Below are 22,845 nucleotides of genomic sequence, written 5' to 3'. Positions count from 1 at the left end.
CTCATCCACTGGGAGGCCTGTCATGAACATCAACACACGCATCTGGGAAAATAGCATCACAGATCTGCCACAAGGGGACCAGCAGGCTGAGCAGTTCGAGCACTACGCCCGCGAGTTCTTCATGCCCGACAGCATTGCGCCATCCGTCTATCTGGCCAATGTGGCTGCGCTGATGGAACAGGCGGTCGAGGAGAATGGAGTTCAGCCGACCCCGTCGGCGGCCAGGATGGCCTTGTCGATGCAGCATCCCACCGGTTTCCCAACATGGTTTCTCGCAGCCTATCCGGACGTTGCTCTCTGGTTCTCGTCACAGGACGGTCCGGACCGCAAGGCCGTCGACGCCGAAGTGACCAGAAGATCGGCGGCGTCTGGAGCCGCAACCAGTCATCTTGTCGACGAAAACGGGTTCTTCGCCCACGCCGTCCTGAGGACGCTCATCGACTTGTACCGCGAATGCACAACCTCTGTGCTGGAATGCACGGCTCCTGATGCTGACCTTCAGGAAGAGGGTGCAGCCGGTTCGACAGACGAACAGGCTCTGACAGCCCAGCAGGCTGTAGACTTGATGGCCGCCAACATCACTCGTTACGAGCGCGAGCTGGCAACCAGCTACGGAGACAGGTTCGCAGGCATGCAGCCACGGTTGACGGTGGCGGGACTTCTTCAGCTTGGCTACTACGTCCTCGTAGACCACGTGATCCCGTTGGCGACAATCGTCCAGGCTGCCGACGAATCAGCGTCAGCGGACGATCCAGTCGTTGAATTCGTGGAACGGCTCGAGATAGAGGTGTTCTGCGCCGAGGGAGGGGAAGGCGAACGAAAGCGCATCGAGGACACATGTCACCTCCTGCGTTCGCGCATCCTGGATGTCGTGCTGCAAACCCGCGCCGACTTCGACGAAACGCCCTCGCTCACTGCGGCTACCAGCAATTTCATGGAGCTAGCCCAGTTCGAGTCCTTGCGACAGGCCATCGGGATCCGTCCGACCAGCTAGCAAGCGATTCCGGCCCGAAGCGAGTTCCGACTAGGGAATATTCGGAGGTAGCGGTTCCGGCTCGATCAGCCCGTACGCCTCGGCAACGGGGACGACGAACATGATGCCGACACCCTTCTGGGTCATGTCCCCGACTGCGTCCAGTACGACCTTCTTGGCGCGGTCCAGGGTTTCAGAATTGTTGATGACCGAGAAAATCGTTCTGCTGCTCTCCTGCACCGGCGAACCACCGAGAAGGCGAGCAATACCGGCCACGATCGGAATGTCGGCCGCAAGCATCTGACCCATGCCTCTGCTGTCAATGACAGTTGCGCCACCGACATCAATGGCAGTAAAACCCTCAAGTACCTTACGCACATGCGCATCACTGTTCAGCACGGCAACCAGCAGGAACATCAGCACCTCCCGAAAACTTGTATCTTCGGTATCAGTGTGGCGAAGGACAGCCTCCTGTCAACTGTCGCACTATGGACTGGGGTCCAGGAGCTCCCCATCGGCAAGCGGCAGAGGCGTCTCTTCGGGCTGCGCAGGCGTTACGCTGCGATGAGCTGCGGACGCGGACGCAGTGTCCCGCGCCGTCATGTCATCCCCGAGTCCACGGCGTCTGCGCCCCTTGCCCTTCGCAGCTTCAGGATTGCGCCCAAGCAAGGACTCGGGGACGAACCCTGCGTTCTTGAGGAAGAACCAGTTCGTCGCAGGCAGGTCGAGCGCCAAGTATGCCGAGCGCGCCCCACGTTCCAGCGTCCCCTCCAGTAGCAGCGGATGGGAACCGATCTGAATGAAGCTCTCGAGGATGCCTTCACCGGGATACGTCTCGGACGCACCGAAGTGCCGCGCAGCTACGCGCAGACCGTCATGATCGGCGTAGTGCAGACGGCAGTCTGGTGAAACCGACGCCAGCAGACGCGCCATGAGAGGCGAGACATGGGCGCCCTGCGGCACACCCACGGTCACCGTGCGGCGCGCCGCGCGCGCCCGTTCGAGCAGCCAGCCCTGATGACGGGCACGTTCGCCCACAACGATACGCTGGCCGTCCACGACACGGTTGGGTAACCACTCCCGGATGTCGCTGAGAGCCCTCGGGTCGATGCGGCGCACGGCCCCCTCCTGCTCGATGATGCTGACAATATGCCTCAGGACGGAATCCTGCGCCCCACGGTCGTGCACGAAATCAAGGTCGCCCACCAGGATGAACTTGCCACGTGCACGGCTGAGTGCGACGTTCAAGAGACGAGGCGCCGGGTCGACGTCCCAGTCCTCCAGATTGCCCCGTGTCAGTGTCGACATGGACCACTGTGGTTCTCCGTCGGTCAGCGAGAGAATGACGACGTCCACCTCAGACCCCTGGTAGCGGTGGACCGTCGAGATCGTCAGTCGGTCCCGGTCCAGGGCCAGTTCGCGCGCCATGGTCCCCAGCAGACGTGCCTGGACGGCATAGGGCGTCACGACCCCGATGCTGATGTCCGGGTAGCGCGAGAGCATGCCGGCGGCCATCGTCATCACTGTGACCGCCTCCACCAGGTTGAGGCGCGAGTACCCCTTGACCTCTCGGTAGCACCGGGTCTGCAGCAGTGAAGTGTCTACGGCGGCCATGGCCTGTCCCTCGAATGGAGCAAGGCGTGCAATCGAGCTGGTATGGACGATGATGCGCTCACCGTCGTCCAGCCGGTCCTGGTAAAACAGCCGGCTCACGGCCGAACGGATGGACGGGTGCATGCGGTATTGCGTGCGCAGCATGGCCATGTCCGGCACGTCCTGACCCGCGCGCACCGCGCTCGTGATGCCCCGCACCTGATAGATGTCCCGCTGGAGCCACTCGCGAACGGCGGGCGTCGTGCCGGAGGCAATCGGGGGCAGCTGCATGAAGTCTCCCGCGAAAACGATCTTGCCCTGTGCCCTCGAGGCGGCCAGTACGTCATACGGCACCAGCGACATGCTCGCCTCGTCGATGATGACGACGTCGAACGAGCGTTCCATCAGTTCGTCCGACAAGGCCATTTTTGTCAGCGTCGTCGCGACGACCTGCGTCTCCGAGACCAGTTTCTTCAATTCCTTGTCGACACGGTGGCGCAGTTTGCCCATGTCGCCCCGCACTGTCTCGAACTCGGCGGTGTCGAACAGCTCCTCTCGCTTCGCGTGTTCCAGCAGGTCACGCCGCCTAGACTGAAGACCAACAAAGCGCTCTGCATCAACGTTGCGCCTGGCAAGGATGTTGAGCGGGTTGATGTCGGACTCGACCAGGAGGTCGCGCCTGGTGATGATGCCATACCGGATCAGGGCGCCCTGGGAAAGGTACGGTGTTCCCCGGCAGGCGTTCACCACGGCAAGCGTCGCAACGTCGACTGCCGCGTTGCTGTGTGCCAGCAGCAGGACACTCTTATGGCGCTCGATGAGTTCGCGCACGAGGTAAGCGACGGTCCGCGTCTTGCCGGTGCCCGGAGGACCCCAGATAAAGCTGACATCGCGCTCAGCGACCTTCTGCAGTGCGTCCCGCTGCGATGAGTCCAGCCACCGGTTGTCCACAAAGGCGCCGTTCAGCTCGGGTAGACTATCCCCGGGAGCGGGAGAACTGAGCAGGGCAAGGGCCCGGCCGCAATCGTCTTCGTCCTTGAGCGCGTTCAGCCTGTCTTCCAGCTTCAGCAGCAGTTCCCATGGTGTAGCAATCATGGTGGCCGCACGCACCCGGGCCCCCAGGAACTCGCTCGAGGCAATAGACACCAGGTCCCGGCCCCCGCCCACGTAGACCCCCTGCACGACACGGCCGTCCACCTCGAGCTGTACCATGGCTTCCTCGGGCAAGTTGACCTCATATGGAGTGCTGAAGAAATAGAGGAAGTTTTCGTCGCCGCTGTCCGACACCAGTGTGCCCTCGACGAGGGAATGGCGATTCGTCCGCTCGGAGGCTTTCTCGGCGGTGACTTCGTCCTCGATTGCAGCGGCGAACGCCGCGATATGGACTGCCAGTTCTTCATTCATGCGGGCTCCTGTCATCGCGGTGTTGTGCCACGCGAGTATTCATTATACCGCCACGGGGTTTCCTGTATACTGAACGCATGACACACACAATTTTCCTGGCATGCAGCGTTCCTTACGGGAGGTAACCTAGTGTACAAACCGACGACAAAACTCTCCGCTGTCCTGACCGAACACCCACGGGCAGCGGCTTATCTCGCGTCGATCAATCCACAACTGAAGCTCCTCGGTAACCCGGTCGTCATCGGTCTCATGGCCCCCCGCACCGATCTGCGGAAGGTCGCGGAACGCGCCGGCTGGACCGTAGAAGAGTTGGAAGCGGCGATGGTCCGCAGTGACACTGAGGGGGCCGCACCAGCCACATCGGGAGAGGCTCCGGCCAAGCTCAAGGAGGACCTCAAGGCTGTCCTCCGGAGACTATACTCCGGCGAAGACCCTGCCACGTGCAAGGCGCAATTCAAGGAACTGATCGCCAGAGCGGACCCCCTTCTCATCGCGACTGCCGAGGCGGAGCTGGCACGTGAGGGGTTTTCCACCGACCAGCTCATGGAAGCGTGTGACGTCCACATGGACGTCTTCCGTGACCAGCTGGCAAGCTCGCGTACCGTGGTTCCGGATGGCCATCCGCTTGAGCGCTTCATCCGCGAACAGGATGTCATCATCGCCTGGCTCGAGCAGGGACTCACCCTGACCAGGGCACTTGGCGCGCTGAACGGGTACGCAGAGGCAGAAGCTCCCCTCGCCGAGCTGCGCACCCTGATGCAGCATCTGTACGCCGCCCAGAGCCATGACGCCCGGCAGGAGAACACGCTGTTCCCCCTGCTGGAACGGTACGGCGTTGAAGAACCGCCCGCCATCATGTGGTCCGAACACAACCGCATGAAGGCGACGCGCGACGTCATCGATAAGACGATCCTGGGGGCGCCTGATGCCCTGCCTTACGCGCAGTTCGCACAGGTGCTGGCAGGAGCGTTTCAGCACTGGCTGGAAACCTTCGTCCAGCACGCAAAGAAAGAACAGGAGATTCTGTACAACGTAGCACTCGACCTGCTATCCGAGAAAGATTGGCAGGACCTTCAGCAGGAATCCCAGGAACTGGGGTTCTTCGCACTCCCAGGAGAGGAAAACCGATGAGCGATACTAGTCTCGACCTGTTCGAGGGTATGGACCTCGACATACTGTTTGCGCTGTTCGACACCCTGCCCGTCGACGTCTCGTTTGTGAACGCGGACGACGAGGTGACCTACTTTAACCTGCCTGCCGCGGGGCGCATCTTTCCACGCACACGGCTGGACATTGGGCGCAGGGTGCAGCGCTGCCACCCGCCCCAGAGCGTCGACAAGGTCCAGCGGATTCTGGACGATTTCCGTGCGAAAAAGCGCTCTACGGCGGACTTCTGGCTAGAAGCGGGCGGCAAGTTCATCTACATCCGATATTTCGCCGTCTGCGGCAAGGACGGTACCTACCAGGGGACCCTCGAGGTTTCTCAGGACTGCACCGAGATCCGTGCCCTTCAGGGCGAAAAGAAACTCGAGGGCGAACCGGGCGTCTGAGCCAGATTTGGACTAGCGATACGTTACATATTACATACGGAGGTGTACTCATGATGGGGCCGTTTGTCGTGGTTGGAGGACTCGCCGTGCTTGCGGCTGTCCTGTGGAAACAGGGAGTGTTCGGGAGCTCCGAGACGGGAGGACTTCGCACGGAGCACCGCAGTATTCCAAGGGAAGACACGCGACGCACGGACCTGCACGTGCGCATGGGGGCGGGCGTGCTGTCACTGCAAGGGGGAGCCGTCGGACTCCTGGATGCCGACTTCGTCAGCAACCAGCCGGAACTGGAACCGGAGTTCGTCTACCGCACGAACGATGGTATCCTCGAGGCCAGCATCACTCAGCCGTCAGGCCAGCTGGTTGTGCCGACGCCCCATATGCGCTATGAGTGGCACCTGCGCTGTGCGGACAATGTCCCTGCGACCATCGACCTGGAGTCGGGGGCGGGAACGACTGACATCGACCTGAGTACCGTCCCGGTCCAACAACTGCGGGTACGGACGGGAGCCGGCCAGGGTCGCACCATCATCCTCGCGTCCAGGCTCGAGCACTTCGACCTGCAGACAGGAGCGGGGCGGCTCGACCTCGAAATCAGGGGCTCGCCGACTGCACCAGCGCACGGGAGTGTCCATAGCGGCGTCGGAGCTCTGCAGATGCACATACCGCGAACCACGCCGACCCGTATCCACGTAGACAAGGCCATTGGCGGCGTCAATGCCCGGGGCTTCGTGCAGGACGGCCACAACTATATCAACTACGCTCCCGGCGCGACGCTGGCTCTCGACATCGACATTCAGGTCGGCGTCGGTGAAGTGACACTGGACACCGTAGGCTGACATTGCTTCCTCCTGGGCACAACTAGTCCCCGGAGACACGGCCGCTGCATCGAGACAGCAATCGCCCTCGCCTGAGCGGGGGCGATTCTTCTTTCTGGCGTTTACATGACTCGCTGCGTCGAGCGCTAGCCCGTGACGTGCGCGTCGAGCCAGTCGGCCGCGAAAGCCAGCACGCGCTCCTTGGCTCCGTCCGGTTCATGGTGGATGAAGTGATACAGTCCGGGCCACAGCTTAAGCGTTACATCTCCCGAGGCCCCCGCGGCAAGACGCTGCGACCCTTCGGGCAGCGCAATGACATCGTCCTCGCCATGCATCACCAGCAAGGGAACCTGGATCTCCCCGGCGCGCACAAGTGCCTCCGCATTGGCTTCCCCGATGACTGCGGCCAATCCGACGGTGATCTTTTTGTACACCAGCGGGTCGGCGTCATATGCGTCCAGCACGGTGACGTCATGACAGACCTTGTCTCGCATGGCACCCATGCCATTGCTGACAGCCATCGTTGGCACTAGGTGCCGCAGTGCTTTGACCTTGCTCATGGCAGCCGCTGACGCCGGCGGCATCACAAAGCCGCCGCTGCACAGAATAACGCCCGCCAGGCGTGGATGTCTTCGGACAAGATATGCGACACCAAGGGTCGAACCCATGCTGAAGCCGTACAGGAACAGCGGCTTGCCAGGAAAGCGTGTCCTGACCTCGTCACAATACTGGTCCAGATCGTCCATGAAGTCGTCGAGTCGTGCAGCGAACGCACGCCTGCCCTCGGACATGCCATGTCCCCGCAGGTCCCCTGCCACAAACGCATACCCCCGGTCCACGAAGCTGTGTCCGATATCCACGTACCGGCCCCCATACTCGCCCAGACCGTGTACCAGAGCGACCACGCCGCGCACGTCCCCTTCGGGCCTCCACACGCGAGCGTACAGGTTCAGGTCATCCTTGCTGCGATACCGGAACTCATCACCGTGCATCATTGCCTCCCAGACTCCGTGTCACTACTCATGACAGTATAAGGTCCACCGGGGAACTTACTCATACCATATGGTTGCCAGCAGAACATGGACGGGGGCATTGTCCTGATTGAGCAGCCTCACACTTTTTGTGGCTCCTTGATGGTCGGTCGTGAGAAGCAATGCATCCCCCGTGTTTATTCTCCACGTCTCATCGGTACCAGCACTGGCGACAATCGTGCCATCCACGCCATATACGACGTGCACGGCTTTCTTACCTTCATCGCGCTTTTGGAGTGTCTCTCCAGGTATCGCCAGACCTGATTGTCCTTGCACGCTGACAGCTTGCATCTGCCCGGTACAGGCTGCTGACAGCATGATGTTGAAATCCCTGGCCGTCCCTCTGCTTCTCGTCATCCAATCCCCAGCAAACGCATCCTGTTGAAATGGTCGTAGCCGCACGCTGTGATGATGCTCATGCCCAAGGGTCATATCTCCCTCGAGAACCATGATCAGCCTCCAGGTCCCGGGCAGTGAAGTGAATTCTGATTCCTCTGATTCGACGTTGGCCGAACTGATTCGCCACATGAAATCACGACGGCTGTAGACAGCATTCTTCGGATAAATGGCAATCTCAGTCGTTGTCCCTCCGTTCCAGGTACTGGTGTGTTGCTGATCTTGCCGCACCAGTTCCACAGCATACGCCATGTCTTCCCTCATCACGGAGCATCTCCCGTCTCTCCTGCACTACAGACCGCTGTCTGCATCGCCCATTATCCTGTTTGTTCAGTATACCACGCCAGCCACGAAGAACCGGGCTGTTCGAGCAGGCAACCCTAATCATGGCGAGTCGGCTGGCGATCCTCCTGTCATCACCCAAGCTGTGGTCGCTGGACCTGTAACGGAACTGCCCGGACGGGAGTCCCGTCCGGGCAGTAGAGAGAACGCAAGTATCAGGTTCTAGTAGATCGAATCCGGAACGTAGTACTTGGCTGCGTTGTCCTTCGTCATCAGGTCGGTCGACAGGATGATCTTGGCCGGGAACGGCCAGTTAGATGTCGAAGGAGGCGTCCACCCATGTCGCACCTTCCTTACTGCTCTTCACGCAATCGAACACGAACTTGATCCCGCGAGCGCCGTCGATAACGGTCGGGAAGACGTCTAGTGGGTCCGGGGTGCGGCCCTGTTTCCTCGCCATGAGCACATTGCAGAAGTTCCTGTACAGGTTTGCAAACGCCTCGAAGTACCCTTCGGGGTGGCCGGCACCAAGGCGTGTAACGTGCCCGGCAGCAGCCGAGAGGTATTCGCTGCCACGAGTCAGCAGTTGTAAGGGGCCGCCCTTCTTCTGGAAGCGGAGAACGTTGGGATTTTCCTGCTCCCACTCGATGGCGCCAACCGTCCCGTACGCGCGGATACGGAGGGCGTTCTCCTCGCCGATGGCCACCTGCGACGACCAGTAGCTCCCCGATGCTCCACCCTTGTACTTCAGGAGTATATAAGCGTTGTCGTCGAGTGGACGTCCCTCGACGAACGTCTCGAGGCTGGCTGCCAGCTTGTCGATTTCCAGTCCCGTAATGAAGTGCACCAGGTTCTCGACGTGCGTGCCGATGTCGCCAACGCAGCAAGACACACCGGCATACTTCGGGTCCGTCCGCCAGACGGCCTGGCGGTTGGTACCTGCGCGTTCGATGGGCTCGGCCAGCCATCCCTGCGGGTACTCTGCAGCCACGACGCGGAGAGTCCCGAGAGCGCCAGTTCTGACGAGGTTCCGGGCTTCGCGCACCATTGGGTAGCCGGTATACGTATACGTCACCATGAACTCAGCCTTGTGTGCACTGGCAAGTGCGACCAGTTCCTTCGCCTCCTCCTCGGTGAACACCATCGGCTTCTCACACACGACATTGATGCCTTGCTCGAGGAATGCCTTGGCTACCGCAAAGTGGATGTGGTTGGGAACCGTGATGACGATGAAGTCAATCTTGCCCTCGGTGCGTGTTCCCTCCTTGACGGCCATGTCATGGAAATCGGCATATGCACGGTCAATGTCGATGCCGAGGTCCTTCGCGACCTTGACCGTCTCCGACGGAACGTGGGAGAAACTTCCGGCAACCAGCTTCGCCTGGTTGTTCATTGCGATAGCGGTGCGATGCACCGGGCCGATGGAAGACCCTGGTCCCCCGCCTACCTGCCCATACAGGAGGCTGGTTCCTATCTCGTTCAGCTTGCCTTCAATCATGTCATTTCCCCCTTTCCAGAAGAGTCGATATGCGCTTGTACTGGTCCTTCACCGCTGACTATAGCTGACGGTGTTTCTCATACCACGTGTGTATTGCCGGCCTCTTCACGGTTCTGGCCGATAACTCTCGGGCAGATTGACCCAGGTGCGTGTGTCCGAACCGACTGCCTTCGCAGCCGCGCCACTTGCAACAGAGGCTGCCGGGAAATCCTGTGGACTTACCGCCACACCCGGTAAACGGTCCACTCCTGCAGGCCCCCCTACATCAGTCCTCCCCGTTCCATGACCTGAACCGTCTCGGCGAACGACCGAACACCGCTCGAAGCCCCTATAGCGGTAACACACATGGCCCCGACCGTCACGGCAAGCTGGGCGCACCGAGAGGCATTCCACCCGTGCACGAGGCCCGCCGTGAACCCAGCGACAAACGCATCGCCTGCGCCGGTCGTGTCGACGGCTGAAACGACAGGAGCAGCAACATGCTCTATCACACCGTCCTCTGTCCGCAGAAGACAGCCCCTGTTACCTAGTTTGATGATGACGTTCCGTGCGCCACGAGCGACAAACGACGCTGCCATCGCCTCCGGCTCAGTGACGCCGCTCAGCATAGCGGCCTCGGCCTCGCTTGGCAGGAAATAGTCACAGAACGGCAGACATATCTCGATTGACTTCATCCATCTTCCTGACGCGTCCCACGCCGTATCGAGCAGGGTCACCGCCCCACTTTCCCTGGCACCTCTCAGGACTTCCGCCGTCGGCTCTCCGTCCAGCTTTGGCATAAGGAGAGACCCGGCAACGACCAGGATGTCTGCCGACCGCACGAGCTCCATGTCGACATCTTCGGAAACAAACATGGCGTTGGCACCGAGGCAATGGAGAAACGAGCGCTCGCCGTCGGGCGCGACCAGGACGACCGTAGCCGACGTCTGTACACCGTCTGCACGTCGCAGACCACTGGCGTCCACCCCCTCCTGTTCCAGTGTGTGCAGGACAAAATCGCCAAAACCGTCGCGCCCGATCTTCCCCAGGACACTGCACGCTACGTCAAGTCGGGAAAGATCGATGCCTACGTTGGTAGCACACCCACCCGTGTGCAATTCCAGCTGGTCAATGGGCACCATCAGTCCGCGTTCGGGCATGCCGTCCACTGGTCTCGCAATGACATCGGCACACACAATACCCAGGACCACGACCTTGCTGCTGCTCACGACGCACTCCTGAGGGGTAGGTAGGCCGGAGGAGACGGCCTGCCTACCCATTCCATTACTGTTTCTTCCGCGTGCTGACGTCGACCGCAACAGCGATCAGCAGGACAATTCCTTTGACGACATATTGATAGACGACACCGAGGTTCATCAGACTCATGCCGTTATCCAGAGACGCCATGACCAGAGCACCAATGATGGCACCGAACACCGTGCCTTCGCCACCCATCGTCGAGGTACCGCCAATGATACACGCTGCGATGACGTCCAGTTCCATACCCGAACCCGCCCCACCCGTCGCCGCGTTCAGTCTGGAGGTATAGACAATACCAGCAATGGCAACTGCAAGTCCCTGAAGCACGAAAATCAGGAAGTTCGTCTTCTTGACGTTGATGCCCGAGAGTTGCGCGGCGTCCCTGTTGCCGCCAATGGCGTAAACGTACCGCCCGAATGTCATGTTTTGTGAGACGAAACTGAAGATGAGAACCATGGCCATGACAATGAGAATGGCGTACGGGATGCCGTGATAGAAAACCATGATGGCAAATACCAGCGCGATGACGACAGACATGCTCACTTGTATCAATATCTGCTTGCGCGGGGACGAAACCGCAAATCCGTGTTTGATACGCCCTCTGCGGCTGCGCACCGCCGAGACGTTGTACAGGATAATGGCAAGGATGCCAATGAGTGCGCTGAAATCGTTGAAACCGGCAACCTTCATGAACAACTGAGGAAGATACCCTTGGCCAAACTGACGGAACAACTCACTGTTGGGGCTGATAGTGTTGCCACCGGTGACGCCCAAGAGCCCGCCACGCATGATGAGCTGCCCTGCCAGCGTAACAATGAACGCCGGGACGCCAACGTACGCCACCCAGTATCCCTGCCATAGTCCGATGACTAGACCAAGGAGCAGTGTCACCGGGATGGCCAGCAGTGTCGGCCAACCCGCCTTGGTAATAAGGGTAGCAACCACAGCACCGGTGAAACCAACCGCGGATCCCACCGACAGGTCGATGTGGCCTGCTACCATGACCAGCACCATTGTGCACGCGATGATGGCAACTGTAGCCGACTGGAGAAACAGGTTCGACAGGTTCCTTGGGCTGATGAAGATACGCTTGGTAAGCACAGTAAAGATGCTCCACACGAGCAGTAACGCAATGATCATCGTGTACTGCCGTACGTTGATGCGCATCCGGCTGCGCCAGTTACCTCCCGGTGAGTTCTGCGGCTGCATGACCGTCTTTGAGTTCACGTTCTCCATGGTTACCTTCCTCCCGTTGCTAAGTACATGACCTTCTCCTGCGTGGCTTCCTTCCAGGAGAGGTCTCCAACCAGTCGACCCATGTGCATGACCAGAATGCGGTCACTGATGCCAAGAATCTCCGGCAGTTCAGACGAAATCATGACGATGCACACGCCCTGTTCGACAAGCTGATTCATGATGTTATAGATCTCGATCTTGGCGCCGACGTCGATACCGCGCGTCGGCTCATCGAGAAAGAGGACCTTGGGTTGTGTCATCAACCACTTTCCCACGACGACTTTCTGCTGGTTGCCGCCTGACAGGTTGCCCACCTTCTGTTCCACAGAGGGTGTCTTGATGGACAGATCCCTGACGTATTGCTCGGTGCGCCGGATCTCCTCGTTGCCGTCGATGATACCGTTCTTCCACAGCTTCTCCATGCTGGCAAGCGTCATGTTGCCGCGCAGATCCATCATGGCGATAAACCCATATCGTTTGCGGTCCTCGGACAGATAGGCCACACCCTTCTCGATGCAGGCACTTGGACTATTCGCGACCATCTTCTTGCCGTTCAACAGGAGTTCGCCAGTCCGTCCAACACCGTAACTGCCAAAGATCGACATGGCCAACTCCGTTCGTCCGGCACCCATCAGACCCGCAATGCCCAGAATCTCGCCCTTGCGAACACTGAAGCTGACGTTGTCGATGACCTTGCGCGTCGGCACGTCCGGGTCATGAACCGTCCAACCCCTGACCTCAAGAACCGTTTCGCCTGGCGTATGATCGACGCGCGGAAAGCGTTGGGTGATTTCGTGTCCGACCATGAGCCTGATCATGCGCTCCTCGGTCATGTTCTTCACATCATCGGTACCGATGGCCCTGCCATCTCGCAGGACGGTAACGCGATCGGCGATCTGAGCAACCTCCGAGATCTTGTGTGAAATGTAGATGCATGAGACTCCCTTGGCCCGAAGGTCACGGAGTATCTGCATGAGATTCTCGGTCTCGGTTTCCGTGAGCGCTGCAGTCGGCTCATCGAGAATGAGCAGGCTCGCTTTCTTGGACACGGCTTTCGCAATCTCTACCAGCTGCTGCTCTCCGACACCGAGATCGATGACCTTGGTGAGCGGGTTACGGTTCAGATGGACTTCATCCAGCACCTTGCTTGCTGCGACAAACGTCGCGTCCCAATCGATAATGCCGTTCTTCTGAAACTCACTTCCGAGGTAGATATTCTCTCGGATGCTCATCTGCTTCACAAGCGCAAGTTCCTGGAAAATGATGGAAATGCCGGCCTTCTCGCTGTCCCGCGTTCCGGCAAATTGCAGCTCCGCCCCGTTGAACATCATTGCACCAATGTAGGACCCGAAAGGATACACCCCTGCCAGAACCTTCATCAGCGTGGACTTGCCGGCACCGTTTTCCCCAACCAGTGCATGGATTTCCCCTCGCTTCACGTTGAAGCTGACGTCATTGAGTGCCTTGACGCCCGGGAATTCCTTGGTGATATGGTTCATCTCAAGAATGTAGTCATCCATCCCTTTCACCTTCCATGTTTTGATGGGCCGCACACTCGATCGGTGGGGTCTCCGCACACACGCGCTTTCGAACTTCATTCGGGGAGCGGGCTTGCCCGCTCCCCGGTTGGTACAATGGTCTACTACTTGTAAACGTCTGCCTTCTTGAGGTATCCGCTGTCGATCAGCGCAACGTCAATATTGTCCTTCGTGACAGCGATGGGGGTCAGCAGGATAGAAGGGACATCCACCTTGTTGTTATTAACGGTCTGGGTGGCATTCGCGAGAGTATAGCCACCAAACATCGACTTGGCGGCTTCGACCGCAGCATCGGCAAGTATACGAGTGTCCTTGAAGACGGTCATACCCTGGGTACCCTTCACGATACGCTGAGCGGCGGCAAGTTCAGCGTCCTGACCGGTGATCGGAACCTTGCCGGCAAGACCCTGAGCAGCGAGCGCCTGGATGCAGCCACCGGCTGTGCCGTCGTTCGGAGCGAGGATGCCCTGGATGTTGTTCTTGTTGGCCGTCAGTGCGTTCTCCATGATCTTCAGTGCGTTCTCGGGCTTCCACTCGACAACAGCCTGGTCGGCAACAATCTTGATGTCACCTTTGTCAACAAGAGGCTGAATGATGCTCATGGCTCCCTGCTTGAAGAGCTTGGCGTTGTTGTCGGTCGGGGCGCCGGAAAGAATGGCGTAGTTGCCCTTCGGAACGGCCTTGGTCAGCCACGTACCCTGGAGCACGCCGACCTGCACGTTATCAAATGAGATGTAGACGTCGTCGTTGACGGTATCCATGACCAAGCGGTCATAGCAGATGACCTTGACGCCGGCGGCATGCGCCTTGTCGACGATTGTTGCGGCAGCAGAAGCATCCTGTGCTGCAATGATGAGGACGTTGATGCCCTGAGTGAAGAGGTTTTCGCATTGGCTTTCCTGCGCAGCGGCATCCATGTTGGCGATCTGTGTCAACAGCTCGATGCCCTGGTCAGCACAATCCTTGGTGATACGATCCTTGTCACGGACCCACCGCTCTTCCTGCAGCGTGGCAAGAGAAAGGCCGATCTTCAGCTTCTTCTCCACGGCGACGGGGGCGGCAGTCTTGCACCCTGCGAGGACCGAGACGAACAGCATTGCGGCAAGCAGTATAACGATTGCCCTAGACGTTCTCTTCATGAGCCATTCCTCCTTGAACGATTCTGGCATTATTGCCAGTGCCATAAGAACTCACGCTTGGCAGAGAATCTGACCTTGCGTGCCAACACTAAGTCCAACCCCAAGAGGGCTGGTTCGTCCCGTCACTCTTGTGGCGGGACCTCGTCCTAATGCAGGCAGTTCACGATTGCCTGCGTCACGAGCGTTTCCAGGTACTCCTGCCGGCCCGAATGGCTGGGCGCTGGCTGTTTGTCGAGGATATAAGCTTCAAGGCTTGCAAAGTCCGCCCTGCCATCCACGATTTCCTTGCCGATACCTGTAGCATAGGATGCATACCGCTGTTCGACAAATCTGTCCAGTTCGCCACTTTCAATGAGCCTTGCAGCCGCTCTCAGACCTAGAGCGAAGGTGTCCATGCCGGCTACATGCCCCATGAACAGGTCGTCGAGCTCGAAGGAGGCGCGGCGCACCTTGGCGTCGAAGTTCAGTCCGCCCGGCTGAAGGCCGCCATTCTTGATGACTTCCATCATCGCGAGTGTGGAGGTATACGCATCAGTCGGCATCTGGTCTATATCCCAGCCAAGAAGGGGGTCGCCCTGGTTGGCGTCGACGCTGCCCAATTTCCCGTTGATGCGACAGTAGCGCAACTCATGCTGGAAAGTGTGACCGGCAAGGGTCGCGTGGTTGGCTTCGATATTGAACTTGAAGAAGGGGTCGAGGTCGTAGCCGCGCAGGAAGGCAAGTGCGTTCGCGGCATCGAAATCATATTGGTGCTTCGACGGCTCGAAGGCCTTGGGCTCGATGAGGAACTGCCCTGTGAACCCGATCTTGTCGGCGTAGTCGACGGCCATGTGGAAGAATCGCGCCATATTGTCCTGCTCCAGACCATTGTTTGTGTTGAGCAGAGTCTCGTACCCCTCGCGGCCACCCCAGAAGACATAGTTCTGTCCGCCGAGCCGCTTGCTGACCTCCAGCATATGCTTGACCTGGCCGGCGGCGAACGCAAAGATGTCGGCGTTGCAGGAGCTGGCCACGCCGTGGACAAAGCGGGGGTTGCTGAACATGTTGGCGGTGCCCCACAGCAGACGGACACGGCTGGTCTTCATGTGGTCTTCAATCAGTCCAACGATGACATCCAAGTTGCGGTTGGTTTCCCGCAAGGTATCCCCTTCGGGGGCAATGTCGCGGTCGTGAAAGCAGAAGAACGGGATGCCGAGCTTCTCACAGAACTCGAAGATGGCGTCGACTTTGACTTTCGCCTTTTCCATGGGGTCACTGATCGTCGTCCATGGACGCTGCATGGTCCCCCAGCCGAACATGTCGGTGCCATCGGCACCCAGCGTGTGCCAGTAAGCGGCGGCGAACCGCGTCCAGTCGGCCATCGTGCGGCCGAGGACGACCTCGTCTGCCTTGTAATATTTGAAGGCAAGCGGGTTTGTTGATCCTGGTCCCTCGTAGCCTATCACAGTAATGTCGTCGAATATCATGATGGTCTCCTTCTGGTTAGCTGCGCCGTTCCACTAGCCGGGCAGATGTCTTGAAACGTTCTCGCAATGCTTGATAGAGTTCCTTGTACTCCGTAAACCAGGGAGTATACAGGCGACCTTTCTCCTCATCCGGCTCGTAGCGCTCGACTAGCTTCACCCATCCGGTCGTGTCAATGCCTGCCGCGTTGGCTGCGAGGCGCGCCGACCCATACGCTGCGCCCTCGTCCACCAAGGGGCTCCAGACGGGCGTCCCGAGGTTGTCCGCCAGCATCTGGCACCAGACGTGTGAGCGCGAACCTCCGCCAACGACACGCACATTGGTCATCGGCGTCCCCATATCAGCGATGCTCTCAGCTCCCTCTCGCAATGCGAAGACGACGCCTTCGTGGACAGCACGCAACATGTCCCCCTGGCTGTTGAACGAGCTCATACCGTACAAGACGCCCCTGGCGTCAGGGTCGCGGTGCGGCGTACGCTCTCCGTTGAGATACGGAAGGAAGAGGACACCGTTGCTGCCCACCGGGCTCTGTCCGACCATCTCCTCAATACGACCATAGGAAAGGTTCTGAGCGAAGCGCTGTCGGAACCAGTCAAGCGCTCCCGCAGCCGAAAGGATGACCGCCATGTGATAGTAGCAGTCCTTGGTGACATGACTGAACAGGTGCACCCGACCCGTGAGATCCGGGTTCGGAGTGGCGGTAACGGCCACAACTGTCCCGCTGGTCCCCAGACTGACGACTGTATCGCCAGGCTTCTCGACACCGCACCCGAACGCTGACGCCGCATTGTCCGCTCCTCCGGCGACGACCGGAACACCATTGAGCCGAGGCAGGTCCGGGCAGGTGATCGCTCCGATGACCGAACCGACACCCACCAAGTCCGGCAGCATCGAACGCCGGACCGTCAGGACATCGAGGATGTGATCGTCCCACACACCCTCGCGCACGCGGTAGAGTGACGTGCCAGACGCATCGGAAGCTTCAATGGCGAGCCGGCCGGTCAACTTCAGGACGAGGTAGTCTTTGGGCAGGCAGAACCGCGCGATGCGGGCAAAGTTGTCAGGTTCGTTGGCGCGCAGCCACAGCAGCTTTGGCGCGGTGAATCCTGTCAGCACTGGGTTGCCGAATACCTTAATGACTTCCTGCTCGCCACCGCAGGCCTCGGTCAGCTCGTCGCACTCGTGCTGGGTGCGCTGATCACACCACAGGATGGCGGGGCGCACGACGTCACCGGCCGCATCGAGCGGCACGAGACTGTGCATCTGTCCGGATATCGACACGGCGAGGATCTCGAGATTGCGATCGACGGTAAGTGTGTCCAGGACCTGAATGGTCGCCTTCCACCAGTCTTCCGGGCTCTGCTCAGCCCAGCCGGGGCGCGGCGTCGACAGATGAATCGGGGCCGAGGCTGTTGCGACAATGGTGCCGGATGCATCGACCAGCAGTCCCTTAACGGATGCTGTCCCCGCGTCGATACCAATAATGCATTCCTTCATCTCTACCATCCCATCTCGCTCCTACCCACTGCACGCCCCGTTCACAATCATGTGCAGGTCAGACTTCGCATTTCAACAGCGATTCCAGACGCGCAATCAATGCAGCCAATCTGTTCCTAATATTGTATTAACAATCCTAGAAGGTTTCACAGGAAAGTCAACAGTTCGCACGCTGGCGGTTGCACGCAGCTTGGAAAGCGTATTTCACAATCATCATGGGAACACCAGAAATCGCTGGTATCCTCTCCCGGGTTCTTAGCCACGAGAGGGGAGTACTGGATGAAGGCCTTTCTGTTCGACCTTGACGGCACACTACTGGCTATGGACAGCGACGACTTTCTGCTGATTGCCGCTGGACGATAAACACAAAAAAACCCGGCCGAGCGGCCGGGCTCTGCTTCTTCGGCAAACCGTGAGGACTACCGTTTCTTGCTGTATTTCCGAATGTCGACCGCGACTGCCGCGACGATGATGACACCCTTGACAACCTGCTGCCAATAGGCCGAAATGCCCAGGACCACGAGTCCATTGTTGAGGACCTCGAAGATCAGGACACCAGTGAGGACACCGGCAACCGTTCCGATACCACCCATGTTCGAGACACCACCTATCACTGATGCCGCGATGGCATCCAACTCGTAGCTCTGACCATAGTTGTTCGTCGCGCCGCCCGAACGGGCCGAGAGGAGGACACCACCGAGCCCGTAAAGCATACCGGCAATGGCGTACAGGGTGACGAGGTTTTTCTTGACATTGACACCCGAAACGATAGCGGCGTTGAGGTTGCCGCCAATCGCATAGATGTTCTTGCCGAGCTGAGTCTTGTTCAGCATGACCCAGTAGATGCAATAAACGATGAGTGCAATCAGGATGATCGTCGGCATGAATCCGACCGATCCGGTCCCCAGGTTAGTGAAGTCGGTCCGGAGTCCACCAATAGGCTGTGCGCCCAGCGGCGGCCGGTCGACATAGAGCGATGCGGCGCCCCAGACGATGACCATTGTACCAAGGGTTGCGATGAAAGGCGGGACCTTCAGATACGCAATGGCAAGCCCGTTGATGATACCTACAAGGAGTCCGGCGGCGATGCCTGCAAGGATCGGGACGATGACCCACATGTATGGAAGGTTTGGAAAGATCTTGCTTGCATAGTCTGGACGCTGGGCGAGCGACGCCGCAACAACCGCAGCAAGACCGACGGTACGCCCTGCAGAAAGGTCGACACCGCCACTAATCAGGACACCGGCGGCTCCAAGTGCGATGATGAGACGGACCGAGGAAATCCTCATGATGTTGACGAGATTGTCCGGCGTCAGGAAGCCGTTCTTGACAATGCCGATGACAAGAACCAGTGCCGCAAGTACCAGAATGATAGCATTCTTCGTCGCGAACTCACGGATGGAACGCGCATTGATACGCTTGCTCCAACTTGTCGATGCAGGATTCTTCATGTTCGTCTCCCTGTTACATGAGCTGCGTCGCGAGCGTCATGATGCGCTCCTGCGTCGCTTCTTTTCCATCAAGAATGCCGGTGACCCTGCCTTCGCACATGACCATGATGCGGTCGGACATCCCGATGAGCTCGGGCATTTCCGAGGAAATCATGATGATCGTCTTACCCTTCTTCGCAAGGTCAGCAATGATCGAATAGATCTCGTACTTGGTCCCGACGTCGATCCCGCGCGTCGGTTCATCGAGGATCAGAATATCTGGCTGCGTAAGCAACCATCGTGCAACGATAACCTTCTGCTGGTTTCCGCCTGAGAGGTTCTCGATGAGGGTCGCCAATGAAGGCGTTTTGACCCTGAGCGTGTCAATAATCTTCCCCGCATCACGCCTGCCCGTTTTCTCGTCAAGAAGACCAGACTTGTGCACATACCGGCCAATGCTTGCCATGATCGTATTGTCCAGCACAGAAAGCACTGGGAAGATACCAGTCGCCCGCCGCTCTTCGGTCAGGAGCGCCATCTTGTATTGTTTAGCCTGGATCGGGCTCGTAATGACAACCTTCTTGCCATCAATACTGACCGTGCCGCTCTTGACGCTGCGCAGCCCAAACAGGGCTTCGACCAGTTCACTCCGCTGCGCACCGACAAGGCCGCCGATACCGAAGATCTCACCCTTCTTCACGTCAAACGTTATGTCCCTGAAGGAGTGTTCAGTCACCGATGTAAGGTTTTCGACCTTCAGAACAACACCGTCCGGCGTATTCTCCCGCGGAGGAAACATGTTTGTCAACGTACGGCCCACCATTTGTTTGATGACAAACTCGGGAGTAAGTTGCTTGGTAGGATAGGTACCAACACACTTACCGTCACGCATGATAGTAACTTCATCCGAGATTTCGAAAATCTCCTCTATCCTGTGGGAGATATAGACAATGGCGATACCTTGGTCCTTCAGTTTCCTTATGATCGTAAAGAGATGCTCCACTTCGTTCTCAGTAAGAGACGATGTCGGCTCATCCATGATTATGACTTTTGAATGGTGGGAGACTGCCTGCGCAATCTCCATGGACTGGATCTTCGAAGCCGACAGGTTGAACACTTTGGTCGCTGGATCAATATTCAGCCTAAGGTCGTCAAAAACCGCCTTGCAGTCGGCGTACATCTTCTTCTCATCGACGATTTTGATGATTCCGTAGTTCTTCTCGGGAAAGCGACCCAGCCAGAAGTTTTCCATGACGCTCCGCTGTAGAACGGGTAAAAGTTCCTGCTGAATCATGGCGATACCCGCATCGAGAGCCTGCTTGGTGCTGGCGAACGAGACCGGCTGACCGTTCAGGATCACTTCCCCATCATCGGCCGTATAAAGCCCGAATACGCACTTCATCAGGGTCGACTTGCCGGCTCCGTTTTCGCCTACTATCGCATGAACCGTTCCAGGAGCCACCTTCAGCGTAACATCGTCGAGGGCTTTCACCCCGGGGAAGTTTTTGGAGATGTTACGCATCTCCAGAACATATTCGCTGCTGCTCATCGAGAGGACACCTCCGTAGCAGAAATATACAGACGGAGGGCGTACACCTTAGCGCGCACGCCCTCCTCTGTCTACAAGGAAATCAAGCTTTTCCTTGGAAGTCGAGCACCACTATTTCGCGAGGAAGTCCTTGTAGTTGTCCTTCGTAACCTTCACGTACGGAACCCAGATGTACTTCCCGGTTGAATCGACTGTTCCATCGGCCAGAGCAAGTGGGGCCACGTCGGACTTGACCTCTGCGCCTGTAGCAAGCGCGTACGCGAGATCAAAGGTAGCCTGACCCTGCTTCACTGCGTCGTTCAGGACGGTTCCCAGAAGAGTGCCCTGCGCCAAAGCATCAAGAGCAGGCGGTGTAGCATCGACACTGACAACAGGCATGTACTTGCCATTCTTGAAGTAGCCAGCAGCCTTGAGAGCTTCGATTGCGCCGAGCCCCATGTCATCGTTGTTGGCGAGGACGACTTCGATCTTGCCCGCGTTGGCAGTCAGGAAGGCAGCCATCTTTTCCTGCCCCTTGACGCGGTCCCACATGGCAGTGTCTTCGGCGAGCTTCTGGACCTTGATTCCTGCTGCTTCAATGGCCTTAATGGAGAACTCGGTGCGGTACTTCGCATCGGTGTTGGACGGGTCACCCATCAGCATAACGTACTGAAGAATGCCATCTTTGTTGAGATCTGCTTCTGGATGAGCCTTCCAGTACTCAGCGACGATCTCACCCTGATAGGTGCCAGACTGCTGCGCCTTGGCTCCAACGTAGTAGACCTTGTCCCATGCCGCCATGTCAGCTGCAACGGGCTCACGGTTGAAGAGAACAAGCGGAACATTCTTGGTCTTGCACTTGTCGATAATGACGGACACGGCAGATGGGTCAACCATGTTGATGGCGAGAGCAGTGTCGCCCTCTACAAGGAACTGGTCAACCTGGTCATTCTGCTTCGGCTGGTCGTACTGGCTGTCCTGGACAGACAGCAGGATCTTGCCATTTGCAGCAGATTGAATCTGGTTGCGGACATAGGACATGAAGGTATCATCGAACTTGTAGATGGCCACACCGATTTTCGGGGTTACAACAGCCTTCTTCGCGCAACCGCCGACCGAGAGAACAAGCGCAGCAACGAGAAACAGCATTACGATCTTCTTCATTGTCAATCCTCCTTGTCAAGATTGGCGCTACCACAAACGCAACAATATTAATGTCACATAACGAATCGTAGAAGTATTCGCAAGAAAGTCAACAGTTCGCACACTGACGGTTACGCCGTTCTTGGAATGCACGTTTCAGAATCATCATGAGAACGTCGGAAATCACTGGTATACTCTCCCGGGTTATTAGCCACGTGAGGAGAGTACTGAATGAAGACCTTTCTGTTCGACCTTGATGGTACACTGCTGGCCGCAAACGAAAACGACTTCATGCACGCGTATTTTGGTGAGCTTACACATGCTTTGCACGGCCTCCTGCCCGCGGAGGGACTGGCCAGGAACATCCTCACCGCGACGGCGCGCATGCAGGCAGACACAAGCCCGGGCAGCTGTAACCTGGTGAAGTTCAGGAGAGAGTTCGAGGCCTTGTACCGTGGCGTCGACCAGCAGGCCGTCTGGGACCGCATCATGGAGTTCTACGCGACGACCTTCGACAACGTCCATGACGTCATGAGACGCAACGAGCCCCTCTACCGAAGTGTCGTGTACTTGCGCGAAAGGGGATACCGCATCCTGCTGACCACCAATCCCATCTTCCCACAGCTGGCTACGTACAAGAGGCTGGCATGGGCTGGATTCTCTCCGGATACGTTCGAGTATGTCAGCACGATGGAAAATTGCGGCTACTGCAAGCCCAATGCGGCATACTGGCAGCACGTTGCTACCATCATGAACGTCGATCCCGCCCAAGCGCTCGTGGTGGGCAACGATTGCACTGAAGATATGTCAGCACGTCTGGTCGGCATCGAGACCTACCTCGTGACCGACTACGTTATCGGCGATGCGGCGTCATCGGGGGCGGACCACATCTCCGACGGCCTCGGCTTCGAGCGCTGGGTTATGGCGAATTACTGAGTCTGGAGGCGAACGACGCAGTACGCCGTCATAGCGAACACACCGCTCCCTGCCACAATGATGCACCGTACATCGAGGTCGGGCAGACCACGGAACACCTTCCCTCTGCATTCATGCGAGAAGATGCCCGCTCTCATTTCTTGACCTCCACAT

The 22,845-nt window shown here is 58.3% G+C and carries 19 protein-coding genes; 5 read left to right on the top strand and 14 right to left on the bottom strand.

Annotation, left to right across the window (positions count from 1 at the left end; genetic code table 11):
* Positions 1-22: 22 nt before the first annotated feature.
* Positions 23-994: a hypothetical protein gene (locus SMC7_RS07075; RefSeq protein WP_119089652.1), complete on the top strand. Its 972-nt coding sequence runs from the start codon at positions 23-25 to the stop codon at positions 992-994.
* Between the two features lie 30 nt (positions 995-1,024).
* On the opposite strand, the gene SMC7_RS07070 is transcribed toward SMC7_RS07075, so the two are convergent.
* Complete coding sequence (locus SMC7_RS07070; protein ID WP_119089651.1) at positions 1,025-1,390, bottom strand: P-II family nitrogen regulator; 366 nt, start codon at positions 1,388-1,390, stop codon at positions 1,025-1,027.
* 69 nt (positions 1,391-1,459) lie between these two features.
* Positions 1,460-3,970, bottom strand: coding sequence for a DEAD/DEAH box helicase (locus SMC7_RS07065; protein WP_165845217.1), 2,511 nt, complete (start codon positions 3,968-3,970; stop codon positions 1,460-1,462).
* Between the two features lie 129 nt (positions 3,971-4,099).
* Between SMC7_RS07065 and SMC7_RS07060 the strand changes: the two genes are divergently transcribed.
* From SMC7_RS07060 to SMC7_RS07050, 3 genes are read left to right on the top strand one after another with little or no spacing between them, the layout of a single operon-like run.
* Positions 4,100-5,101, top strand: a complete 1,002-nt coding sequence (locus tag SMC7_RS07060; RefSeq protein WP_119089649.1) for a DUF438 domain-containing protein — start codon at positions 4,100-4,102, stop codon at positions 5,099-5,101.
* Positions 5,098-5,520 carry a PAS domain-containing protein gene (locus SMC7_RS07055; protein ID WP_119089648.1) on the top strand — a complete coding sequence of 141 codons (423 nt, stop codon included), beginning with the start codon at positions 5,098-5,100 and terminating at the stop codon, positions 5,518-5,520. The genes SMC7_RS07060 and SMC7_RS07055 overlap by 4 nt, the downstream gene beginning before the upstream one ends.
* A gap of 50 nt (positions 5,521-5,570) precedes the next feature.
* A complete protein-coding gene (locus SMC7_RS07050; RefSeq protein ID WP_119089647.1) occupies positions 5,571-6,356 on the top strand; it encodes a toast rack family protein in 786 nt (261 codons plus the stop codon).
* A gap of 125 nt (positions 6,357-6,481) precedes the next feature.
* Here SMC7_RS07050 and SMC7_RS07045 read toward each other — a convergent pair whose 3' ends face one another.
* The 12 genes from SMC7_RS07045 to SMC7_RS06990 form a co-directional block, all read right to left on the bottom strand.
* The gene (locus SMC7_RS07045; protein WP_119089646.1) at positions 6,482-7,330 is read right to left on the bottom strand and encodes an alpha/beta hydrolase; all 849 of its coding nucleotides are present in this window, start codon (positions 7,328-7,330) and stop codon (positions 6,482-6,484) included.
* Positions 7,331-7,384: 54 nt separating this feature from the next.
* A complete protein-coding gene (locus SMC7_RS07040; protein WP_119089645.1) occupies positions 7,385-8,026 on the bottom strand; it encodes a HutD family protein in 642 nt (213 codons plus the stop codon).
* Positions 8,027-8,357: 331 nt separating this feature from the next.
* Positions 8,358-9,542, bottom strand: a complete 1,185-nt coding sequence (locus SMC7_RS07035; protein WP_119089644.1) for a Gfo/Idh/MocA family protein — start codon at positions 9,540-9,542, stop codon at positions 8,358-8,360.
* 260 nt (positions 9,543-9,802) lie between these two features.
* Positions 9,803-10,750 (bottom strand): carbohydrate kinase family protein, encoded by a 948-nt coding sequence (locus SMC7_RS07030; protein WP_165845216.1) that lies wholly within the window; start codon positions 10,748-10,750, stop codon positions 9,803-9,805.
* Between the two features lie 55 nt (positions 10,751-10,805).
* Positions 10,806-11,990 (bottom strand): sugar ABC transporter permease, encoded by a 1,185-nt coding sequence (locus SMC7_RS07025; protein ID WP_119089661.1) that lies wholly within the window; start codon positions 11,988-11,990, stop codon positions 10,806-10,808.
* 29 nt (positions 11,991-12,019) lie between these two features.
* On the bottom strand, positions 12,020-13,537 hold the full coding sequence (locus tag SMC7_RS07020; RefSeq protein WP_119089642.1) for a xylose ABC transporter ATP-binding protein: 1,518 nt from the start codon (positions 13,535-13,537) through the stop codon (positions 12,020-12,022).
* Between the two features lie 122 nt (positions 13,538-13,659).
* The gene (locus SMC7_RS07015) at positions 13,660-14,694 is read right to left on the bottom strand and encodes a sugar ABC transporter substrate-binding protein (protein ID WP_119089641.1); all 1,035 of its coding nucleotides are present in this window, start codon (positions 14,692-14,694) and stop codon (positions 13,660-13,662) included.
* 146 nt (positions 14,695-14,840) lie between these two features.
* Positions 14,841-16,160, bottom strand: a complete 1,320-nt coding sequence (gene xylA / locus SMC7_RS07010) for a xylose isomerase (RefSeq protein WP_207798752.1) — start codon at positions 16,158-16,160, stop codon at positions 14,841-14,843.
* 16 nt (positions 16,161-16,176) lie between these two features.
* Complete coding sequence (gene xylB / locus SMC7_RS07005) at positions 16,177-17,655, bottom strand: xylulokinase (RefSeq protein ID WP_119089660.1); 1,479 nt, start codon at positions 17,653-17,655, stop codon at positions 16,177-16,179.
* Between the two features lie 419 nt (positions 17,656-18,074).
* Positions 18,075-19,106, bottom strand: a complete 1,032-nt coding sequence (gene mglC / locus SMC7_RS07000) for a galactose/methyl galactoside ABC transporter permease MglC (RefSeq protein ID WP_119089639.1) — start codon at positions 19,104-19,106, stop codon at positions 18,075-18,077.
* Positions 19,107-19,119: 13 nt separating this feature from the next.
* Positions 19,120-20,634 (bottom strand): sugar ABC transporter ATP-binding protein, encoded by a 1,515-nt coding sequence (locus SMC7_RS06995; RefSeq protein ID WP_119089638.1) that lies wholly within the window; start codon positions 20,632-20,634, stop codon positions 19,120-19,122.
* Between the two features lie 111 nt (positions 20,635-20,745).
* Positions 20,746-21,777, bottom strand: a complete 1,032-nt coding sequence (locus SMC7_RS06990; protein ID WP_119089637.1) for a galactose ABC transporter substrate-binding protein — start codon at positions 21,775-21,777, stop codon at positions 20,746-20,748.
* A gap of 210 nt (positions 21,778-21,987) precedes the next feature.
* Here SMC7_RS06990 and SMC7_RS06985 point away from each other — a divergent pair, with 210 nt between their 5' ends.
* Positions 21,988-22,692 (top strand): HAD family hydrolase, encoded by a 705-nt coding sequence (locus SMC7_RS06985; protein WP_119089636.1) that lies wholly within the window; start codon positions 21,988-21,990, stop codon positions 22,690-22,692.
* The last annotated feature ends 153 nt before the right edge of the window (positions 22,693-22,845 follow it).

It is taken from the genome of Candidatus Cryosericum terrychapinii, from assembly GCF_003570925.1.
GTDB lineage: Bacteria > Caldisericota > Caldisericia > Cryosericales > Cryosericaceae > Cryosericum > Cryosericum terrychapinii.
This window is presented reverse-complemented; position numbering and strand designations above follow the sequence as displayed.

Excerpts from the sequence above, each read along its gene's own strand:
- SMC7_RS07075 (WP_119089652.1), top strand. The coding sequence starts at position 23 with ATGAACATCAACACACGCATCTGGGAAAATAGCATCACAGATCTGCCA.
- SMC7_RS07070 (WP_119089651.1), bottom strand. The coding sequence starts at position 1,390 with ATGTTCCTGCTGGTTGCCGTGCTGAACAGTGATGCGCATGTGCGTAAG.
- SMC7_RS07065 (WP_165845217.1), bottom strand. The coding sequence starts at position 3,970 with ATGAATGAAGAACTGGCAGTCCATATCGCGGCGTTCGCCGCTGCAATC.
- SMC7_RS07055 (WP_119089648.1), top strand. The coding sequence starts at position 5,098 with ATGAGCGATACTAGTCTCGACCTGTTCGAGGGTATGGACCTCGACATA.
- SMC7_RS07050 (WP_119089647.1), top strand. The coding sequence starts at position 5,571 with ATGATGGGGCCGTTTGTCGTGGTTGGAGGACTCGCCGTGCTTGCGGCT.
- SMC7_RS07045 (WP_119089646.1), bottom strand. The coding sequence starts at position 7,330 with ATGATGCACGGTGATGAGTTCCGGTATCGCAGCAAGGATGACCTGAAC.
- SMC7_RS07040 (WP_119089645.1), bottom strand. The coding sequence starts at position 8,026 with ATGAGGGAAGACATGGCGTATGCTGTGGAACTGGTGCGGCAAGATCAG.
- SMC7_RS07035 (WP_119089644.1), bottom strand. The coding sequence starts at position 9,542 with ATGATTGAAGGCAAGCTGAACGAGATAGGAACCAGCCTCCTGTATGGG.
- SMC7_RS07025 (WP_119089661.1), bottom strand. The coding sequence starts at position 11,990 with ATGCAGCCGCAGAACTCACCGGGAGGTAACTGGCGCAGCCGGATGCGC.
- SMC7_RS07020 (WP_119089642.1), bottom strand. The coding sequence starts at position 13,537 with ATGGATGACTACATTCTTGAGATGAACCATATCACCAAGGAATTCCCG.
- SMC7_RS07015 (WP_119089641.1), bottom strand. The coding sequence starts at position 14,694 with ATGAAGAGAACGTCTAGGGCAATCGTTATACTGCTTGCCGCAATGCTG.
- xylA (WP_207798752.1), bottom strand. The coding sequence starts at position 16,160 with ATGATATTCGACGACATTACTGTGATAGGCTACGAGGGACCAGGATCA.
- xylB (WP_119089660.1), bottom strand. The coding sequence starts at position 17,655 with ATGAAGGAATGCATTATTGGTATCGACGCGGGGACAGCATCCGTTAAG.
- mglC (WP_119089639.1), bottom strand. The coding sequence starts at position 19,106 with ATGAAGAATCCTGCATCGACAAGTTGGAGCAAGCGTATCAATGCGCGT.
- SMC7_RS06995 (WP_119089638.1), bottom strand. The coding sequence starts at position 20,634 with ATGAGCAGCAGCGAATATGTTCTGGAGATGCGTAACATCTCCAAAAAC.
- SMC7_RS06990 (WP_119089637.1), bottom strand. The coding sequence starts at position 21,777 with ATGAAGAAGATCGTAATGCTGTTTCTCGTTGCTGCGCTTGTTCTCTCG.
- SMC7_RS06985 (WP_119089636.1), top strand. The coding sequence starts at position 21,988 with ATGAAGACCTTTCTGTTCGACCTTGATGGTACACTGCTGGCCGCAAAC.